The 16,647-nt window shown below is 36.6% G+C and carries 15 protein-coding genes and 2 pseudogenes; all 17 read left to right on the top strand.

Annotated elements, in window-relative coordinates:
* Window positions 1-32 precede the first annotated feature (32 nt).
* The 17 genes and pseudogenes from ymfI (at window position 33) to MHB70_RS17140 (ending at window position 16,569) form a co-directional block, all read left to right on the top strand.
* Entirely contained in the window at window positions 33-746 is a 714-nt protein-coding gene (gene ymfI / locus MHB70_RS17220; RefSeq protein WP_000759599.1) for an elongation factor P 5-aminopentanone reductase, read from the top strand.
* Between the two features lie 75 nt (window positions 747-821).
* Entirely contained in the window at window positions 822-1,070 is a 249-nt protein-coding gene (locus MHB70_RS17215) for a DUF3243 domain-containing protein (RefSeq protein WP_000114447.1), read from the top strand.
* Between the two features lie 138 nt (window positions 1,071-1,208).
* The gene (locus MHB70_RS17210; RefSeq protein WP_000574107.1) at window positions 1,209-1,994 is read left to right on the top strand and encodes a DUF3388 domain-containing protein; all 786 of its coding nucleotides are present in this window, start codon (window positions 1,209-1,211) and stop codon (window positions 1,992-1,994) included.
* A gap of 21 nt (window positions 1,995-2,015) precedes the next feature.
* Window positions 2,016-2,885 carry a helix-turn-helix domain-containing protein gene (locus MHB70_RS17205; RefSeq protein WP_061529561.1) on the top strand — a complete coding sequence of 290 codons (870 nt, stop codon included), beginning with the start codon at window positions 2,016-2,018 and terminating at the stop codon, window positions 2,883-2,885.
* 63 nt (window positions 2,886-2,948) lie between these two features.
* Window positions 2,949-3,527, top strand: coding sequence for a CDP-diacylglycerol--glycerol-3-phosphate 3-phosphatidyltransferase (gene pgsA, locus MHB70_RS17200; protein WP_001052980.1), 579 nt, complete (start codon window positions 2,949-2,951; stop codon window positions 3,525-3,527).
* Between the two features lie 20 nt (window positions 3,528-3,547).
* On the top strand, window positions 3,548-4,786 hold the full coding sequence (gene cinA / locus MHB70_RS17195; protein WP_000990726.1) for a competence/damage-inducible protein CinA: 1,239 nt from the start codon (window positions 3,548-3,550) through the stop codon (window positions 4,784-4,786).
* A gap of 144 nt (window positions 4,787-4,930) precedes the next feature.
* Window positions 4,931-5,539, top strand: a pseudogene (gene recA / locus MHB70_RS17190) (recombinase RecA); the annotation flags it as partial.
* A gap of 97 nt (window positions 5,540-5,636) precedes the next feature.
* Window positions 5,637-6,260, top strand: coding sequence for a hypothetical protein (locus tag MHB70_RS17185; protein ID WP_000301533.1), 624 nt, complete (start codon window positions 5,637-5,639; stop codon window positions 6,258-6,260).
* Window positions 6,261-6,528: 268 nt separating this feature from the next.
* A pseudogene (locus MHB70_RS17180) lies at window positions 6,529-6,951 on the top strand (recombinase RecA); the annotation flags it as partial.
* 484 nt (window positions 6,952-7,435) lie between these two features.
* A complete protein-coding gene (gene rny / locus MHB70_RS17175) occupies window positions 7,436-9,001 on the top strand; it encodes a ribonuclease Y (protein ID WP_000204713.1) in 1,566 nt (521 codons plus the stop codon).
* A 147-nt stretch (window positions 9,002-9,148) separates the two neighbouring features.
* A complete protein-coding gene (locus MHB70_RS17170; protein ID WP_001221099.1) occupies window positions 9,149-9,943 on the top strand; it encodes a TIGR00282 family metallophosphoesterase in 795 nt (264 codons plus the stop codon).
* A 149-nt stretch (window positions 9,944-10,092) separates the two neighbouring features.
* The gene (gene spoVS / locus MHB70_RS17165) at window positions 10,093-10,353 is read left to right on the top strand and encodes a stage V sporulation protein SpoVS (RefSeq protein WP_000404341.1); all 261 of its coding nucleotides are present in this window, start codon (window positions 10,093-10,095) and stop codon (window positions 10,351-10,353) included.
* 58 nt (window positions 10,354-10,411) lie between these two features.
* On the top strand, window positions 10,412-11,335 hold the full coding sequence (locus tag MHB70_RS17160) for a dipeptidase (RefSeq protein WP_000688026.1): 924 nt from the start codon (window positions 10,412-10,414) through the stop codon (window positions 11,333-11,335).
* A gap of 227 nt (window positions 11,336-11,562) precedes the next feature.
* On the top strand, window positions 11,563-13,320 hold the full coding sequence (locus tag MHB70_RS17155; RefSeq protein ID WP_000625412.1) for a 2-oxoacid:acceptor oxidoreductase subunit alpha: 1,758 nt from the start codon (window positions 11,563-11,565) through the stop codon (window positions 13,318-13,320).
* The gene (locus MHB70_RS17150) at window positions 13,307-14,173 is read left to right on the top strand and encodes a 2-oxoacid:ferredoxin oxidoreductase subunit beta (protein WP_000190161.1); all 867 of its coding nucleotides are present in this window, start codon (window positions 13,307-13,309) and stop codon (window positions 14,171-14,173) included. The genes MHB70_RS17155 and MHB70_RS17150 overlap by 14 nt, the downstream gene beginning before the upstream one ends.
* 431 nt (window positions 14,174-14,604) lie before the next feature.
* Complete coding sequence (miaB, locus tag MHB70_RS17145; protein ID WP_061529560.1) at window positions 14,605-16,134, top strand: tRNA (N6-isopentenyl adenosine(37)-C2)-methylthiotransferase MiaB; 1,530 nt, start codon at window positions 14,605-14,607, stop codon at window positions 16,132-16,134.
* A 3-nt stretch (window positions 16,135-16,137) separates the two neighbouring features.
* Window positions 16,138-16,569: a RicAFT regulatory complex protein RicA family protein gene (locus MHB70_RS17140; RefSeq protein WP_000870465.1), complete on the top strand. Its 432-nt coding sequence runs from the start codon at window positions 16,138-16,140 to the stop codon at window positions 16,567-16,569.
* Window positions 16,570-16,647: the final 78 nt, after the last annotated feature.

Below are 16,647 nucleotides of genomic sequence, written 5' to 3'. Positions count from 1 at the left end.
AAATGAGCTTGTAGAGATAAGAGAGGGTAATTATGAAAAAGTATGCATTAGTAACTGGAGGGAGCGGAGGGATTGGCTCTGCTATTTCAAAACAATTAATTCAAGATGGATATACTGTATATGTTCATTACAATAACAGTGAAGACAAGGTAAATGAGTTACAGAAGGAATGGGGTGAAGTGATTCCTGTTCAAGCGGATTTAGCTTCTAATGATGGGGCAGAGCAGTTGTGGGGACAAATTGAACATCCTATTGATGTTATCGTATACGCAGCTGGGAAGAGTATCTTTGGATTAGTGACAGATGTAACAAATGATGAGTTGAATTATATGGTAGAACTTCAAGTTAAGAGTGTATATAAATTACTATCAAAGGCACTTCCACCTATGATTGGGCGGAGAAGTGGAAATATTGTAGTTGTTTCATCTATATGGGGGCAAATAGGGGCTTCTTGTGAAGTGTTATATTCAATGGTAAAGGGAGCACAAAATTCATATGTGAAAGCTTTAGCAAAAGAGGTTTCTTTAAGTGGATTGCGTGTGAATGCAGTAGCACCAGGTGCAATTGAAACGGAAATGTTAAGTGTCTTTTCTGAAGAAGATAAGATTGGCATTGCTGAAGAGATACCATTAGGCAGAATAGGTTTACCAGAAGAGGTAGCAAAGACAGTTTCATTTCTCGTATCACCAGGAGCATCTTACATAACTGGACAAATTGTCGGTGTGAATGGTGGCTGGCATTGTTAAAAAATTCTTACATAAAAAATGAAAAGTTGCACAAATTAAGCATGATTTTATTACTCAATAGTGAGGTGCTTAATTATGTCAGTGTTAGATAATTTTGATCAGTGGAAGAGCTTTTTAGGAGAACGTTTAGAACAAGCGGAAGGAAAAGGGCTTAATAATGGTGCCGTATCAGATATGGCATTTCGTGTTGGCGATTATTTAGCAAATGAAGTAGAAGCGCGTAACGATCAAGAAAAATTATTGTCTGAGCTTTGGAAAGTTGCTGATGAACAAGAGCAGCATACAATCGCAAATTTAATGGTTAAGTTTGTACAACATAAGTAAAAGTAGAGAGGAGATTCTCCTCTCTACTTTTTTTGTATAATAATTACACGGGAGAGATTGTACATTTAGCTTCCCTATTAAGGTGAAATCATATAATATAGTACGTAGGTGTAAAGTAAGCAAGGGGAGTGATCTTGGATGATTGAATGGTATTTTGAATATGAAATACATAAAAACCGACCTGGCTTGCTTGGTGACGTTTCTTCGTTAATCGGTATGCTCGGCATTAATATTGTCACAATTAATGGTGTTGATAATGCACGACGTGGGTTACTCCTTATGTGTGATAATCAAGAGCAGATCTCTAGACTTGAATCAATTTTAAATACGATGGATAACATAACGGTAACGAAATATCGTCCGCCAAAGCTAAGGGATAAATTAGCGGTTAGACATGGTAGGTACATACAACGAGATGCAGATGACAAGAAAACATTTCGTTTTGTGCGTGATGAATTAGGATTACTTGTAGACTTTATGGCGGAAATCATGAAAAAAGAAGGCCATAAACTAATTGGGATACGAGGAATGCCTCGTGTCGGAAAAACAGAATCCATTGTTGCCGCAAGTGTTTGTGCAAATAAACGATGGTTATTTGTATCATCTACTCTCATTAAGCAAACTGTTCGTAGTCAATTGATTGAAGATGAGTATAGCGATGACAATATTTTCATCCTAGATGGAATTGTGTCAACAAAGCGTGCCAATGAAAGGCATTGGCAACTCGTTCGTGAAATTATGAGATTGCCTGCAACGAAAGTTGTGGAACATCCTGATGTATTTGTGAGTCAGTCAGAATACACATTGGATGATTTTGATTATATTATCGAGTTACGTAACGATTATGATGAAGAAATTCAATATAATTTAGTAGATGAAATTGAGCAAGGTACGCAAAATAATTTCTCTATGTTCGACTTTTAAAGAAATATTGAGGTGTTAGTAGTGACAGAATTAGGACAAAAGCTGAAAGAAGCAAGAGAAGCAAAAGGCTTGTCTATTGATCAGCTGCATGAGATTACAAAAATTCAAAAACGCCATTTAGTAGCGATTGAAGAAGGCAATTATGACGTATTGCCAGGAGCTTTTTATGCACGTGCATTCATTAAACAATACGCAGATGCGGCTGGATTAAATGGAGAGGAACTGCTTGTAGAATATCAGAGTACGATACCACAATCTGAAAATCGTGATGTTCCACAAGTATCAACTGGACAAAAAACACAAGAAACAATGCAAAAATCTTCATCATTGCCAATGGCAGATCATATGCCGAAAATCTTAATTGCATTGTTAGTAATCGCATTTGGAGTCGTAGTTTGGTTTGTTATTCAAGCACTGACTGGTAAAGATGACGGACGAGTTCCGGCTACTCAAAGTGAGAAAATTGAAGTTAAAAAAGCAGAAAATTCTCCGCTAGATACGAAGAAAGATGAAGCGAAAGCGGAAGAACCAAAGAAAGAGGAACCAACTGGACAACAAGAAGTAAAAGTAGTTGGAACAAGTGGTAAGGTATCTACTTTGGAAATTCATAATAATAAAACATTAGAACTGGAAATTTCAGCGAAGGGTACAAGTTATGTAGATGTTAAGGACGATGCGGGTAATGAAATTCTAAACACTACAGTACAAAGTGGTCAAACAGAAAAACGTGATTTATCAACAGCAAAAGAAGTGCGACTTAATATTGGAAATGCAACGAATGTTGAAGTTAAACTGAATGGCCAAGTGGTCGCTTACCCATTGGATCCAGAAAAAGAACTTCACCAAAGATTGGTGATAAAAAACCAAGGGGTAGAGCAACCTGCACAATAACAGTCATCGCTTCGATGACTTTTTTCAATGAACAAATGTTTTTGATATGATGGAGGAATAGCTGTGAATTTACCAAATAAAATTACAATATCTAGAATCTTCTTAATCCCAGTTTTTATGGTAATTATGTTAGCACCCTTTGATTGGGGTTCATACACAATTGGTGATGTAGATCTACCAATTCAACACTTAGTAGGGGCGCTTATCTTTATTATTGCCTCAGCTACAGATTGGATTGATGGACATTACGCAAGAAAGTATAATCTTGTAACAAACTTAGGGAAATTCCTTGACCCGTTAGCAGATAAATTACTTGTTTCGGCAGCACTTATCACATTAGTCGAGATGGGATCTGTACCAGCTTGGATCGTTATAGTAATTATAAGTCGTGAGTTTGCTGTGACAGGTTTACGACTTGTACTTGCTGGAACAGGGGAAGTCGTTGCAGCGAATCAATTAGGGAAAATTAAAACATGGACACAAATTATTGCGATTGCAGCGTATTTATTACACGATGTACCGTTAAATTTAATCCATATTCCAGTTGCTGATATCTTTATATGGATTGCATTAATTTTTACTGTTATTTCAGGATGGGATTATTTCTGGAAAAATAGAGCTGCTTTTGTAAACTCAAAATAGAAGTTTATGGGGGAATTGGGATGAATGCTGAAATTATTGCGGTTGGAACGGAATTATTACTTGGACAAATTGCAAATACAAACGCCCAGTTTTTATCTGAAAAGTTAGCTTCAATTGGCATTAATGTGTACTACCATACTGTAGTTGGAGATAATAACAAACGATTACAGCAGGCGATTGAAGTTGCAGAAGAACGTGCGGACATGCTTATTTTTACAGGTGGATTAGGCCCGACAAAAGATGATTTGACGAAGGAAACAATTGCGTCTAGCTTAGGGGAAGAGCTTGTATATGACAAAAATGCATTAGCATTAATAAGCGATTATTTTAAGCGTACAGGTCGTGAGTTCACTGAAAATAATAAAAAGCAGGCACTCGTTTTGAATGGAGCAACTGTATTTGCAAATGATCACGGTATGGCACCTGGTATGGGTCTAAATAAGAACGGAAAAGTTTATATTTTATTACCAGGACCACCGAAAGAAATGAGGCCAATGTATGTAAGTTATGTAGAGCCTTTTTTACGTAACTTTACAACAGGAGAAAACATTTATTCTCGCGTGCTTCGCTTCTTCGGAATTGGGGAATCTCAATTAGAGGTGAAAGTTCAAGATTTAATTGATGGACAAACGAACCCGACAATCGCCCCGCTTGCGAATGATGGAGAAGTGACATTACGTTTAACTGCGAAGCATCAAAATGCTCATGAAGCGGAGAAACTCATTCAGCATATGGAAGATTTGATTTTAGAAAGAGTAGGAGAATTTTTCTACGGGTATGACCAAGAGTTTCTGCACTATAAGGTGATAGAGTTATTGAAGAAAAAAGGATTAACTTTAGCGTGTGCAGAAAGTTTATCAGGTGGTCTCTTCGGTAATCAAGTAACAGAAAGTGCTGGTGTGTCTTCAGTATTTAAAGGCGGTGTCATTTGTTATCATAATGATGTGAAGCAACATGTTTTACATGTACCTGAGGAAGTGTTGTCTACTGACGGTGCAGTTAGTAAAGAATGTGCTCGTTATCTTGCTGAGAATGTTAAAGAATTATTAAAAGCGGATATCGGAATTAGTTTCACTGGGGTAGCAGGACCAGATGCTTCAGAACATAAAGAGCCGGGAACAGTATTTGTTGGATTGGCGATTAAAGATGAACCAACTGTAGTCTTTCCTCTAAATTTAAGCGGAAGTCGTCAACAAATTAGGGAACGCTCAGCAAAATATGGGTTTTATCATTTGTATAAAAAGCTAGAAGAGATATAAGTCTCTTTTAGCTTTTTTTAATGGTTAAATGCAGTTTTATGTAATGGAAAATAAAAAAATCGAATAAATGTTCGATTTTTGTTGGCAAATTGAATTGAAAATAGGTATAATAAGATTAGCAATTCAGTTAAGGAGGAATTTTGAATGAGTGATCGTCAAGCGGCATTAGATATGGCGTTAAAACAAATAGAGAAGCAATTCGGTAAAGGTTCAATTATGAAATTAGGAGAACAAGCTGAGCGTAGAATTTCTACAATTTCAAGTGGTTCTTTAGCACTTGATGTGGCACTAGGGGTAGGCGGATACCCACGTGGCCGTATTATTGAAATTTACGGACCTGAAAGTTCAGGTAAAACAACAGTTTCATTACATGCAATCGCTGAAGTACAGCGTCAAGGTGGACAAGCAGCGTTTATTGATGCGGAGCATGCAATGGATCCTGTATATGCACAAAAATTAGGCGTTAACATAGATGAATTACTATTATCACAGCCTGATACAGGGGAACAAGGACTAGAAATCGCAGAAGCACTTGTACGAAGTGGCGCGGTTGACATTATCGTAATTGACTCTGTAGCAGCTCTTGTACCGAAAGCAGAGATCGAAGGAGACATGGGTGACTCACACGTAGGTTTACAAGCACGTTTAATGTCACAAGCACTTCGTAAGCTTTCAGGTGCAATCAATAAATCAAAAACAATCGCAATCTTTATCAACCAAATTCGTGAAAAAGTTGGGGTTATGTTCGGAAATCAACTACAAGTTGCTTAATCAAAGTAATGTACTTGAGTCTTTATTTGTCTTCTTCGACTAAGTCTTTATAAGGGATTTCTTATAGGGAGAGATTAAAGTGGCAGTGACAATTGGAAATAGAACTTATCGAAACATAGAACAATGGCAAGTGGATTTTATTGTGACACATGCGGATAGCAAATTGAAAGATATAGGTAAAGAAATTAATCTTGATGAAAGGCGAGTAGGTGAAATATTAAAGTTACTCGGAATTAAAAGAACCAGATATAGAAAGATTTACTTGCCTAAAACCGCAGAAGTTGAACAAGAATTGAAAAATCCATATTTATCACATGTTGAAATTGCTATTAAGTATGGCGTATCCGATACATGTGTTGCTAAAAGGAGAAAAGAGCTTAATGTAAAGGTCAGAAAGAAAAATTATGATACTTTACTGGAACAACAGGTTGAACAGATGTTGTTAAGTTTAGATCTGGCGTTCATTAAGCAAAAAAGAATCGATAAGTGGTCTATTGATTTCTACTTAGGTAGAAAATATTGTTTAGATGTCCATGGGAAATGGGCACACTCACTCAAAAAGATAAAAGAACGAGATAAAAGAAAACTTTTATTTATGGAAGAGGGCTGCTATAAATATCTTGTTATACATGAAGAAGAGTTAGCAAATAAAGAAAAAGTCTTGCAAAAGATTAAGGAGTTTACCATGGGTTTCCCTTGCTAGTGATAGCATGTAAAAAAACCTTGTGAACCTTATTGCCTAAGGGTGTAACTATCCATATAGTTGCTAACGGTGAAGCCCACCATTATTTAGGGTAATACCGTGCCAAGCTCCATAGTGATATGGGGAAGGTGTAGAGACTACCGAAAAGGACTTTTAGTTAACTGAGTAGGGTACGGCAGATGATAGGCTACTGCTGGAAGTGCAAGGCTCTCTGTAAAGAGATGAAGAGATAGTCCGGACTATAGAGATGGAAAATCTATAGATAGTGCCAGAAACAACTCCAGGTGGTCGTGCGTTGAAATTCTATTCAACAGTTCGTCTTGAAGTACGTCGTGCTGAGCAATTAAAACAAGGTAACGACATCGTTGGTAATAAAACGAAAGTAAAAGTAGTGAAAAATAAAGTAGCACCACCATTCCGTGTTGCTGAAGTTGATATTATGTACGGAGAAGGTATTTCAAGAGAAGGTGAAATCTTAGATATGGCTTCTGAACTTGATATCGTTCAAAAGAGTGGTGCTTGGTACTCGTATAATGAAGAACGTTTAGGACAAGGTCGTGAAAATTCAAAACAATTCTTAAAAGAGAATACGGATTTAAGAGAGGAAATTGCCTTCTTTGTTCGTGATCATCACGGAATTGGTGAAGACTCAGGTGTGGAAGACACGGAAGATTCAACTCTTCAAGATTAAAAAATAAAAGACACGGTCCCGTGTCTTTTATTTTTTTACCTTCTATTAAAATCGTGTATATCGCAGTAGTTAAAAAAATTTTTTTTGACTCAAACGGGATGTGTAAAGAGGGATATTCATATGTTTTAAGGGAATAAAATGGTATTTACTAAGGTTTTCCAGGATAATATGCTATCAATTTTTCAAGTTCAGATAACATTCAGGACTGAAGGTAAAGAAAGTAAAAGTAGACAACGCTTGACAATGAAAATTCCGATAGATACAATGAGAATGTATATTTTTTCTTATATACGATATACTCTTCTCAAGAAGAGAAGTAATATTCGGAGTAAGGTTTAAATCTTGCCGAAATAATAATATGACATTTTAATTGTGAAATGAAGAAAGTCCCTTAAAAAAGCGGGACGACGGTCTTTGCTGTATGTTGTAATTCAATGTACATGCCGACAGTCTTTTTTCATTCATAGCAAGGGGAGGTGAAATCATGACGAGTACATTTTGGATACTCATCTCCATTTTGCTTGCAACAGCAGTCGGTGCAGTTGTTGGCTTTTTTGTTCGAAAGTCTATTGCTGAAGCGAAGATTAATGGTGCAGCTAATGAAGCGAGACGTATTTTAGACGAAGCGAATCGTGATGCAGAAGCACTTAAGAAAGAAGCGCTTTTAGAAGCAAAGGATGAAATTCATACACTTCGTACAGAAGCTGAATTAGAAATTCGTGACCGTAGAAGCGAATTACAAAAACAAGAAAATCGTTTAATGCAAAAAGAAGAGAACCTTGATCGTAAAGACGAAACGCTCGATAAGCGCGAGCAACAGTTAGAGAAGAAAGAGGATTCTCTTGTAGCGAAACAACAACAGATTGAAGAGTTGGAAAGCAAAGTGGGAGAGTTAGTTCAAAAGCAACAAACAGAATTAGAGCGCATTTCCAATCTGACACGCGAACAAGCGAAAGCAATTATTCTTGGTAAAGTGGAAAGTGAAGTTTCTCATGAAATTGCCGTTATGGTAAAAGAAAGTGAAATTCGCGCGAAAGAAGAAGCGGATAAGAAAGCAAAAGAGATTTTATCTCTTGCAATGCAAAGATGTGCAGCTGATCATGTTGCTGAAACAACCGTTTCGGTTGTAAATCTTCCAAATGACGAAATGAAGGGACGTATTATCGGGCGTGAAGGTCGTAATATTCGTACGTTAGAAACGTTAACGGGTATTGACTTAATTATCGATGATACACCAGAGGCGGTAATCCTTTCTGGATTCGACCCAATTCGTCGTGAAACAGCTCGTATCGCTCTTGATAAACTAGTACAGGACGGACGTATTCACCCAGCGCGTATTGAAGAGATGGTCGAAAAATCAAGACGTGAAGTGGACGAGTATATTCGCGAAGTCGGAGAGCAAACAACGTTTGAAGTGGGTGTTCACGGATTACATCCAGATTTAATTAAGATTTTAGGTCGTTTGAAATACCGTACAAGTTACGGACAAAACGTCTTAAAACACTCTATGGAAGTTGCATATTTAACTGGACTTATGGCAGCAGAGCTTGGTGAGGATGAAAAACTAGCAAGACGTGCAGGTCTATTACATGATATCGGGAAAGCTATTGATCATGAAGTAGAAGGTAGTCACGTTGAAATTGGTGTTGAACTCGCGACGAAATATAAAGAGCATCCTGTAGTTATAAACAGTATTGCATCTCACCATGGTGACACAGAACCAACTTCTATCATTGCAGTTTTAGTTGCAGCAGCAGATGCATTATCAGCTGCAAGACCGGGAGCTCGTAGTGAAACGCTTGAAAACTACATTCGTCGTCTTGAAAAGTTAGAAGAGATTTCAGAGTCTTATGAAGGCGTTGAAAAATCATTCGCAATTCAAGCAGGACGTGAAGTTCGTATTCTGGTAAAACCAGATACAATCGATGACTTAGAAGCTCATCGTTTAGCTCGTGATATTCGAAAACGTATTGAAAATGAACTGGATTACCCAGGACATATTAAAGTAACTGTTATTCGTGAAACACGTGCAGTGGAATACGCAAAATAAAGTGGTGAAACACCACTTTATTTTTTTGTGTTGGAATTGGATAAAATAAAGAAAATCAAGTGAAACAAACTTATAATAAATTTGTTGTAAGGAAATTGCTTGAAGTTATAGTAATAAAAAATGTAGTACATAGAAAGGGTAAGACATATGAGAATATTATTTGTTGGGGATGTAGTAGGATCTCCTGGTAGAAGTATGATTCAACAATACGTACCGGCGTTAAAGAAAAAATATACACCTACAGTAACAATCATTAATGGAGAAAACGCAGCAGGTGGGCGTGGTATTACAGAAAAAATTTATCGAAACTTTTTAGAGTGCGGCGCACAAGCGGTTACACTTGGAAACCATGCTTGGGATAATCGTGAGGTATTTGAATTTATTGATGATGCAAAATATCTTGCAAGACCAGCTAACTTCCCAGAAGGAACACCGGGAAAAGGTCTTATATTTGTGAATTGTAATGGAACAGAAGTTGCAGTTATTAACTTACAAGGGCGTACGTTCCTTCCTCCGATTGATTGTCCATTTCGAAAAGTGGATGAATTAATTAACATTGCGAAAAAACGTACGAATATTATCTTTGTTGATTTTCATGCGGAAACTACAAGTGAAAAACAAGCGCTAGGTTGGTATGTAGATGGTCGTGCTACAGCGGTAGTAGGTACACATACTCATGTTCCTACAGCAGATAATCGTATTTTACCAAGCGGAACAGCATACATTACAGATGTTGGTATGACAGGCCCGTATGACGGAATTTTAGGTATGGATAGAGAAGCGGTCTTGAAGAAGTTTTTAACAAACTTACCGGTAAGATTTGAAGTGACGAATGGTAGAACACAATTAAGTGCAGTGCTAATTGATGTGGATCCGAATACAGGAAAAGCAAAGAAAATTGAGCGCATTTTAATTAATGACGATCAACCATTTTTTGAGTAAATCTCCGTAAAGATTTAGATAAGTTATTATATTTTAATTTTTTAGAAAAATTACGAAAATTTAGCAGGAATACGCGCCATTCCTCGTGAATATAAGTTAAAGTGATATAATTGCTAATACTTTTTAAAGAAACGAGGAGGAAACGCGGAATGGAAATATTAAAAGTTAAAGCAACGTCGGTCCCTAATTCTGTAGCTGGTGCACTTGCAGGTGTTATTCGCGAACGCGGAACAGCAGAAATTCAAGCTATTGGTGCAGGTGCATTGAACCAAGCGGTAAAGGCAGTAGCAATTGCAAGAGGGTTTGTAGCGCCTAGTGGTTTGGACCTGATTTGTATCCCAGCGTTTACAGATATTATGATTGATGGGGAAGAGCGTACAGCAATAAAATTAATTGTAGAACCTCGTTAAGTTTAAACAACCTGTTTGCAGTATGCAAACAGGTTATTTTTATAGTGGAGGAATGAAAATGAAAATTTTTGATGCTCATTGTGATGTACTCTTACAGTTATGGATTGCAAAGGGGAAAAAGAATTTTAAAAATGATTCACAATTACATATTACATTTGAACAATTAAAGAAAAGAAAAGGAAGTATACAATGTTTTGCTATATATGTGCCAGAAACAGTAGCATATGAAAAACGTTTTGAAGCGGCATTACAAATGATAGATATTTTTTATAATGAAATTTTATCGCTACCAGGTGTGAAGTTGATCCGAACGAAAGCTGATATAAGTATGTTAAAACAGGACGAGATTGGAGCTCTTTTAACATTAGAAGGATGCGAAGCAATTGGAAAAGAAGCGATGAAATTACGTTTGTTTTATCAATTAGGTTTACGTTCCTTTGGATTAACATGGAACTATGCGAATTTGTTAGCTGATGGGGCGCTAGAGACACGTGGAGCAGGCTTAACTACTTTCGGTAGACAAGTTGTACAAGAACTTAATACGTTGCATTTATGGACCGATCTGTCCCATTTAAATGAGAGAAGTTTTTGGGATGTGGTAGAAATTGCAAATAATCCTATTGCATCTCACTCAAATTGCTATAAACTGTGTGACCATCCACGTAATTTAAATGAGGAACAAATTCAATTCCTTATAAAGCGAAATGGCATGATTGGTGTCACTTTTGTACCTCAGTTTCTTACAAATGAAAAACAAGCGAATATTACAGATATAATAAAACATATCGATTATATTTGTTCGCTAGGTGGAGAAAACAACATAGGGTTTGGTTCAGATTTTGATGGGATTTTAGAAACAGTTGCAAATGTATCGGTGTATGAAGATTATGAAAATGTAATTAATGAACTATATAAACACTATGCTGCATCAACTGTAGAACGATTTTTGTATGATAACTTTGTTGAACATATAAGTTTTTAAGTGTTTTGTTTTAAAAATTCAGAAAAATTAAAATAAATTCAATTGATATTATTGCTTTTTTTAGGACCTAATACTAGAATGAAAAACGAAATAGCTTTATACTTAAGATTCAGGGAAATCAGAAGAGGCATAATTTGCGTCCGTTGTAGTTTATTTGCATAAAAAATGCTAAACTAATACTGTAAAAAAATACACTACAATGAATGCAGCCAAAAGGGGTGTAGGAGATGATTAGTCAACTTTCATGGAAAGTTGGAGGCCAACAAGGTGAAGGAATTGAAAGTACAGGGGAAATCTTCTGTATAGCATTAAACCGATTAGGATATTACCTATACGGTTACCGCCACTTCTCATCACGTATAAAAGGCGGCCATACAAATAATAAAATTCGCGTAAGTACAACAGAAGTACGTGCGATCTCAGATGACTTAGATATTTTAATTGCTTTTGATCAAGAAACAATTGATTTTAACTTCCACGAACTACGTCCAGGCGGAATTGTCGTTGCGGATGCGAAATTTAATCCAACAATACCTGACAATACAGATGTAAATTTATATGTGATACCGTTTACAGATATTGCTTCAGAATTAGGCACATCATTAATGAAAAACATGGTTGCTGTTGGAGCATCAAGTGCGGTATTAGGTTTAGACGAAACAGCTTATTTGGATGTTGTTGAAGAAATCTTTGGTCGTAAAGGAGAGCAAGTCGTTCAAAAGAATATGGACGCAATTAAACGCGGCTCTCAATATATGAAAGAATTGCTAGGTGAGAAAGTTAACATGATGCAGCTTGAAAAAGCTGATGGTAAGAAACGCATGTTTATGATTGGAAACGATGCAATCGCATTTGGTGCGGTAGCTGGTGGCGCTCGTTTTATGTCAGCATATCCAATCACACCTGCATCTGAAATTATGGAATACTTAATTAAAAAATTGCCTAAAGTCGGCGGAACAGTAATCCAAACTGAGGATGAAATCGCAGCTTGTACAATGGCAATTGGCGCAAACTATGCTGGTGTTCGTACATTAACAGCATCTGCAGGGCCTGGTCTTTCTTTAATGATGGAAGCGATTGGGTTAGCAGGTATTACAGAAACACCGCTAGTAATTGTTGATACGCAACGTGGTGGTCCAAGTACGGGGTTACCAACGAAACAAGAGCAGTCTGATTTAATGGCGATGATTTACGGTACGCATGGTGAAATTCCAAAAATCGTAATGGCGCCAAGTACAGTGGAAGAAGCTTTCTATGATATTGTAGAAGCGTTTAACTTAGCTGAAGAATATCAAGTGCCTGTTATTTTCTTAACGGATTTACAGCTTTCTTTAGGTAAACAAACTGTAGAACCGCTTACGTTAGATAAAGTGGAAATTCGTCGCGGTAAGCTGGATTTAGAAGCAGAATTACCAGAACGTGAAAATAAAGCATACTTCAAGCGTTATGAAGTAACAGAAGATGGCGTTTCACCACGTGTTTTACCTGGTATGAAAAATGGTATTCACCATGTTACAGGTGTAGAACATGATGAAACTGGTAAACCATCTGAATCGGCAATAAACCGTAAAGATCAAATGGACAAACGTTTCCGTAAAATGGAGAACTTGAAGTTTAATACCCCTGTTTATAAAAATGTTAAGCATGAGGAAGCAGATGTATTGCTTGTTGGATTTAACTCAACTCGTGGTGCGATCGAAGAGGCAATGGAGCGTTTAGAACAAGAGGGTATGAAAGTAAACCATGCTCAAATCCGTTTAATTCACCCGTTCCCGAAAGCTGAAATCGATCCACTTGTGAAAAATGCAAAACGTGTTGTAGTTGTAGAAAACAACGCGACTGGTCAGCTTGCTAACATTATGAAAATGAATCTTGGTAGTGGTGAGAAAATTTCTAGTCTTTTAAAATATGATGGAAACCCATTCTTGCCAAAAGAGATTTACAACGAATGCAAAAAAGGGGTTGTATTAAATGGCAACATTTAAGGACTTTCGTAACAGTGTAAAACCAAACTGGTGCCCAGGTTGCGGAGACTTTTCGGTGCAAGCTGCAATTCAGCGTGCGGCAGCTAACGTTGGCTTAAATCCAGATGAACTTGCTGTTGTTTCTGGTATTGGTTGTTCAGGTCGTATATCAGGTTATATTAATTCATATGGTGTGCATAGTATTCATGGACGTGCCCTTCCGATTGCACAAGGTGTGAAAATGGCAAATCGTGATTTAACAGTTATCGCATCAGGTGGTGACGGTGATGGATTTGCGATTGGTATGGGACATACAATCCATTCTATTCGTAGAAACATTGACATTACGTATATAGTAATGGATAACCAAATTTACGGATTAACAAAAGGCCAAACTTCACCACGTAGTGAAGCTGGATTTAAAACGAAAAGTACACCACAAGGTTCGATTGAACCATCATTAAATGTTATGGAAATGGCATTAACAGCTGGTGCAACATTTGTGGCGCAAAGCTTTTCAAGTGATTTAAAAGAATTAACGCAAATTATTGAAGCTGGTATTAACCATAAAGGGTTCTCATTAATTAATGTATTTAGTCCATGTGTTACTTATAATAAAGTAAATACGTACGATTGGTTCAAAGAGAACTTAACGAAACTAAGTACAGTAGAGGGATATGATCCATCTAATCGCATGATGGCTATGCAAACATTAATGGAAAATAACGGATTAGTAACAGGTTTAATTTATCAAAATACTGCGCAACCATCATATCAAGAACTTGTAAAAGGCTATAGTGAAAAGCCATTAGTACAAGCTGATTTAAATATGGATCAGAAAATGTTTGATGAGCTTGTTGCTGAATTTATGTAACGATTAAAAGGTTGCCATTTGGCAACCTTTTTTTACTGAATAAAAAATATAGGATAGCTTTGTTTACTTAGAAAATTCAGAATGGTAAAATAATATAAGGATCGTTGTATGGAAATGGCAAGTTCATTGCTTATGAAATGTAAGATAAGGCAGGTCCTATTCCTTGTCAAAATTGGCTAAACGCTTCATACTATGGTAATGTGTATAGGGATAAAGCAATATGCTTTTGGGTAGTACAAGATGAAATAATAAAAAGGGAATGTCTATTTGTGTGGGGAAGACTTCATTCTTACGGATGATTAGATCGATTACTCAAGTTTCAAAGGACAAGTTATCTCTCAATCAAGCTATCTAACCATTTTTAAGGTGGGTCTAAGCGCATTAAAATAGACTACAGAGTGTGTATAGTTAAGGGTGAAAGGAGATTACCGATGAACGAGCAACAACGATTAGCAAGTCAACAAGCAAATTCCTCTACGAAAAAAGAAGAGAAAGATTATAGCAAATACTTTGAAAGCGTATATCAACCACCTTCCTTAAAAGATGCCAAAAAGCGTGGAAAAGAAGAAGTTAAAATTGAACGGGATTTTGGCTTACCTGAAGAGTTTCGTAATTTTGGTGCAAGAAGAAAGTTTTATATTCGTACATATGGGTGTCAAATGAATGAGCATGATACGGAAGTAATGGCAGGTATTTTCACAACACTTGGATATGAACCGACATTTTCAACTGAAGATGCAGATGTAGTTTTATTAAACACTTGTGCAATTCGTGAAAACGCTGAAAATAAAGTGTTTGGTGAACTTGGTCATTTAAAATCATTAAAACGTAGAAATCCGGACCTTTTAATTGGTGTATGTGGTTGTATGTCTCAAGAGGAATCTGTTGTAAATAAAATCATGCAAAAAAATCAGCATGTAGATATGGTATTTGGCACGCATAATATTCATAGATTACCGTACATTCTAAAAGATGCAATGTTCTCGAAGGAGACGGTAGTTGAAGTTTGGTCAAAAGAAGGAGACGTAATTGAAAACCTTCCGAAAGTACGTCGTGGCGATATTAAAGCTTGGGTAAATATTATGTATGGCTGTGATAAATTCTGTACATATTGTATTGTACCGTATACACGCGGAAAAGAGCGAAGCAGGCGTCCAGAAGATATTATTCAAGAGATTCGTCATTTAGCTGCGAATGGTTATAAAGAAATTACGCTACTTGGACAGAACGTAAATGCATATGGTAAAGACTTTGAAGATTCAGAATACGGTCTTGGCGATTTAATGGACGAACTTCGTAAAGTTGATATTGCCCGTATTCGTTTTACAACGAGTCATCCACGTGATTTCAATGACCACTTAATTGAAGTGCTTGGAAAAGGTGGAAATCTAGTGGAACATATTCACTTACCAGTTCAATCTGGAAGCACAGATATGTTGAAAATTATGGCACGTAAATATTCACGTGAACATTATTTAGAACTTGTAAGAAAAATTAAAGAAACAATTCCAAGCGCAGTATTAACAACTGATATTATCGTCGGTTTCCCAAATGAAACAGATGAGCAATTTGAAGAAACGATGTCGTTATATCGTGAAGTAGGATTTGATACTGCATTTACATTTATTTATTCCCCGCGAGAAGGTACACCAGCTGCAAAAATGAAAGATAATGTGCCTATGGAAGTAAAGAAAGAACGATTACAACGATTAAACACACTCGTAAATGGGTTGGCAGTTGAAAAGAATAATCGTTATAAAGGTCAAGTTGTAGAAGTGTTAGTTGATGGGGAAAGTAAAAATAATCCGGAAGTACTTGCAGGTTATACTCGTACGAATAAACTTGTAAACTTCGTCGCTTCAAAATCTTTAATTGGTCAGCTTGTGAAAGTAAAAATAACGGAAGCAAAAACTTGGTCTCTTAACGGGGAATTAGTTGAGGAACCGATTGAGGTGAAATAATAGATGAAAGTATATACGAAAGACGAAATTGTAGAGCAAGCGAAAGAATTAGCGAAAATGATTTCTGAAACAGAAGAAGTTGATTTTTTTAAGAAAGCAGAGGCGCAAATTCATAAAAATGAAAATGTAAAGCACGCAATTGATGAAATTAAAGCATTGCAAAAACAAGCAGTTAACTTGCAACATTACGGGAAGTGGGAAGCTTTGAAAAAAGTAGAAGCTGAAATTGACGCACTTCAAGATAAGTTAGACAATATTCCAGTTGTGCAGGAGTTTAAATCTTCACAAACATATGTAAATGACTTACTACAGTTAGTTGCGAGTACCATTTCTAATAATGTTACAGATGAAATATTAGTTTCAACTGGCGGCGATGTACTTAAGGGTGAAACTGGTGCGGCGGTAGAAAGTAAAAAAGGAAATTGTGGTTGTTAAAGAGATGTCATATTGACATCTCTTTTTTTTAGTGGATTAAACGTAAGTTCTTCTCAAAAAAAGAATGACACATTCCGC

Source organism: Bacillus sp. FSL M7-1020 (assembly GCF_038050415.1).
GTDB classification, from domain to species: domain Bacteria; phylum Bacillota; class Bacilli; order Bacillales; family Bacillaceae_G; genus Bacillus_A; species Bacillus_A toyonensis.
The sequence above is the reverse complement of the archived record's forward strand: the minus strand, read 5'-3'. Positions and strand labels throughout refer to the sequence as shown.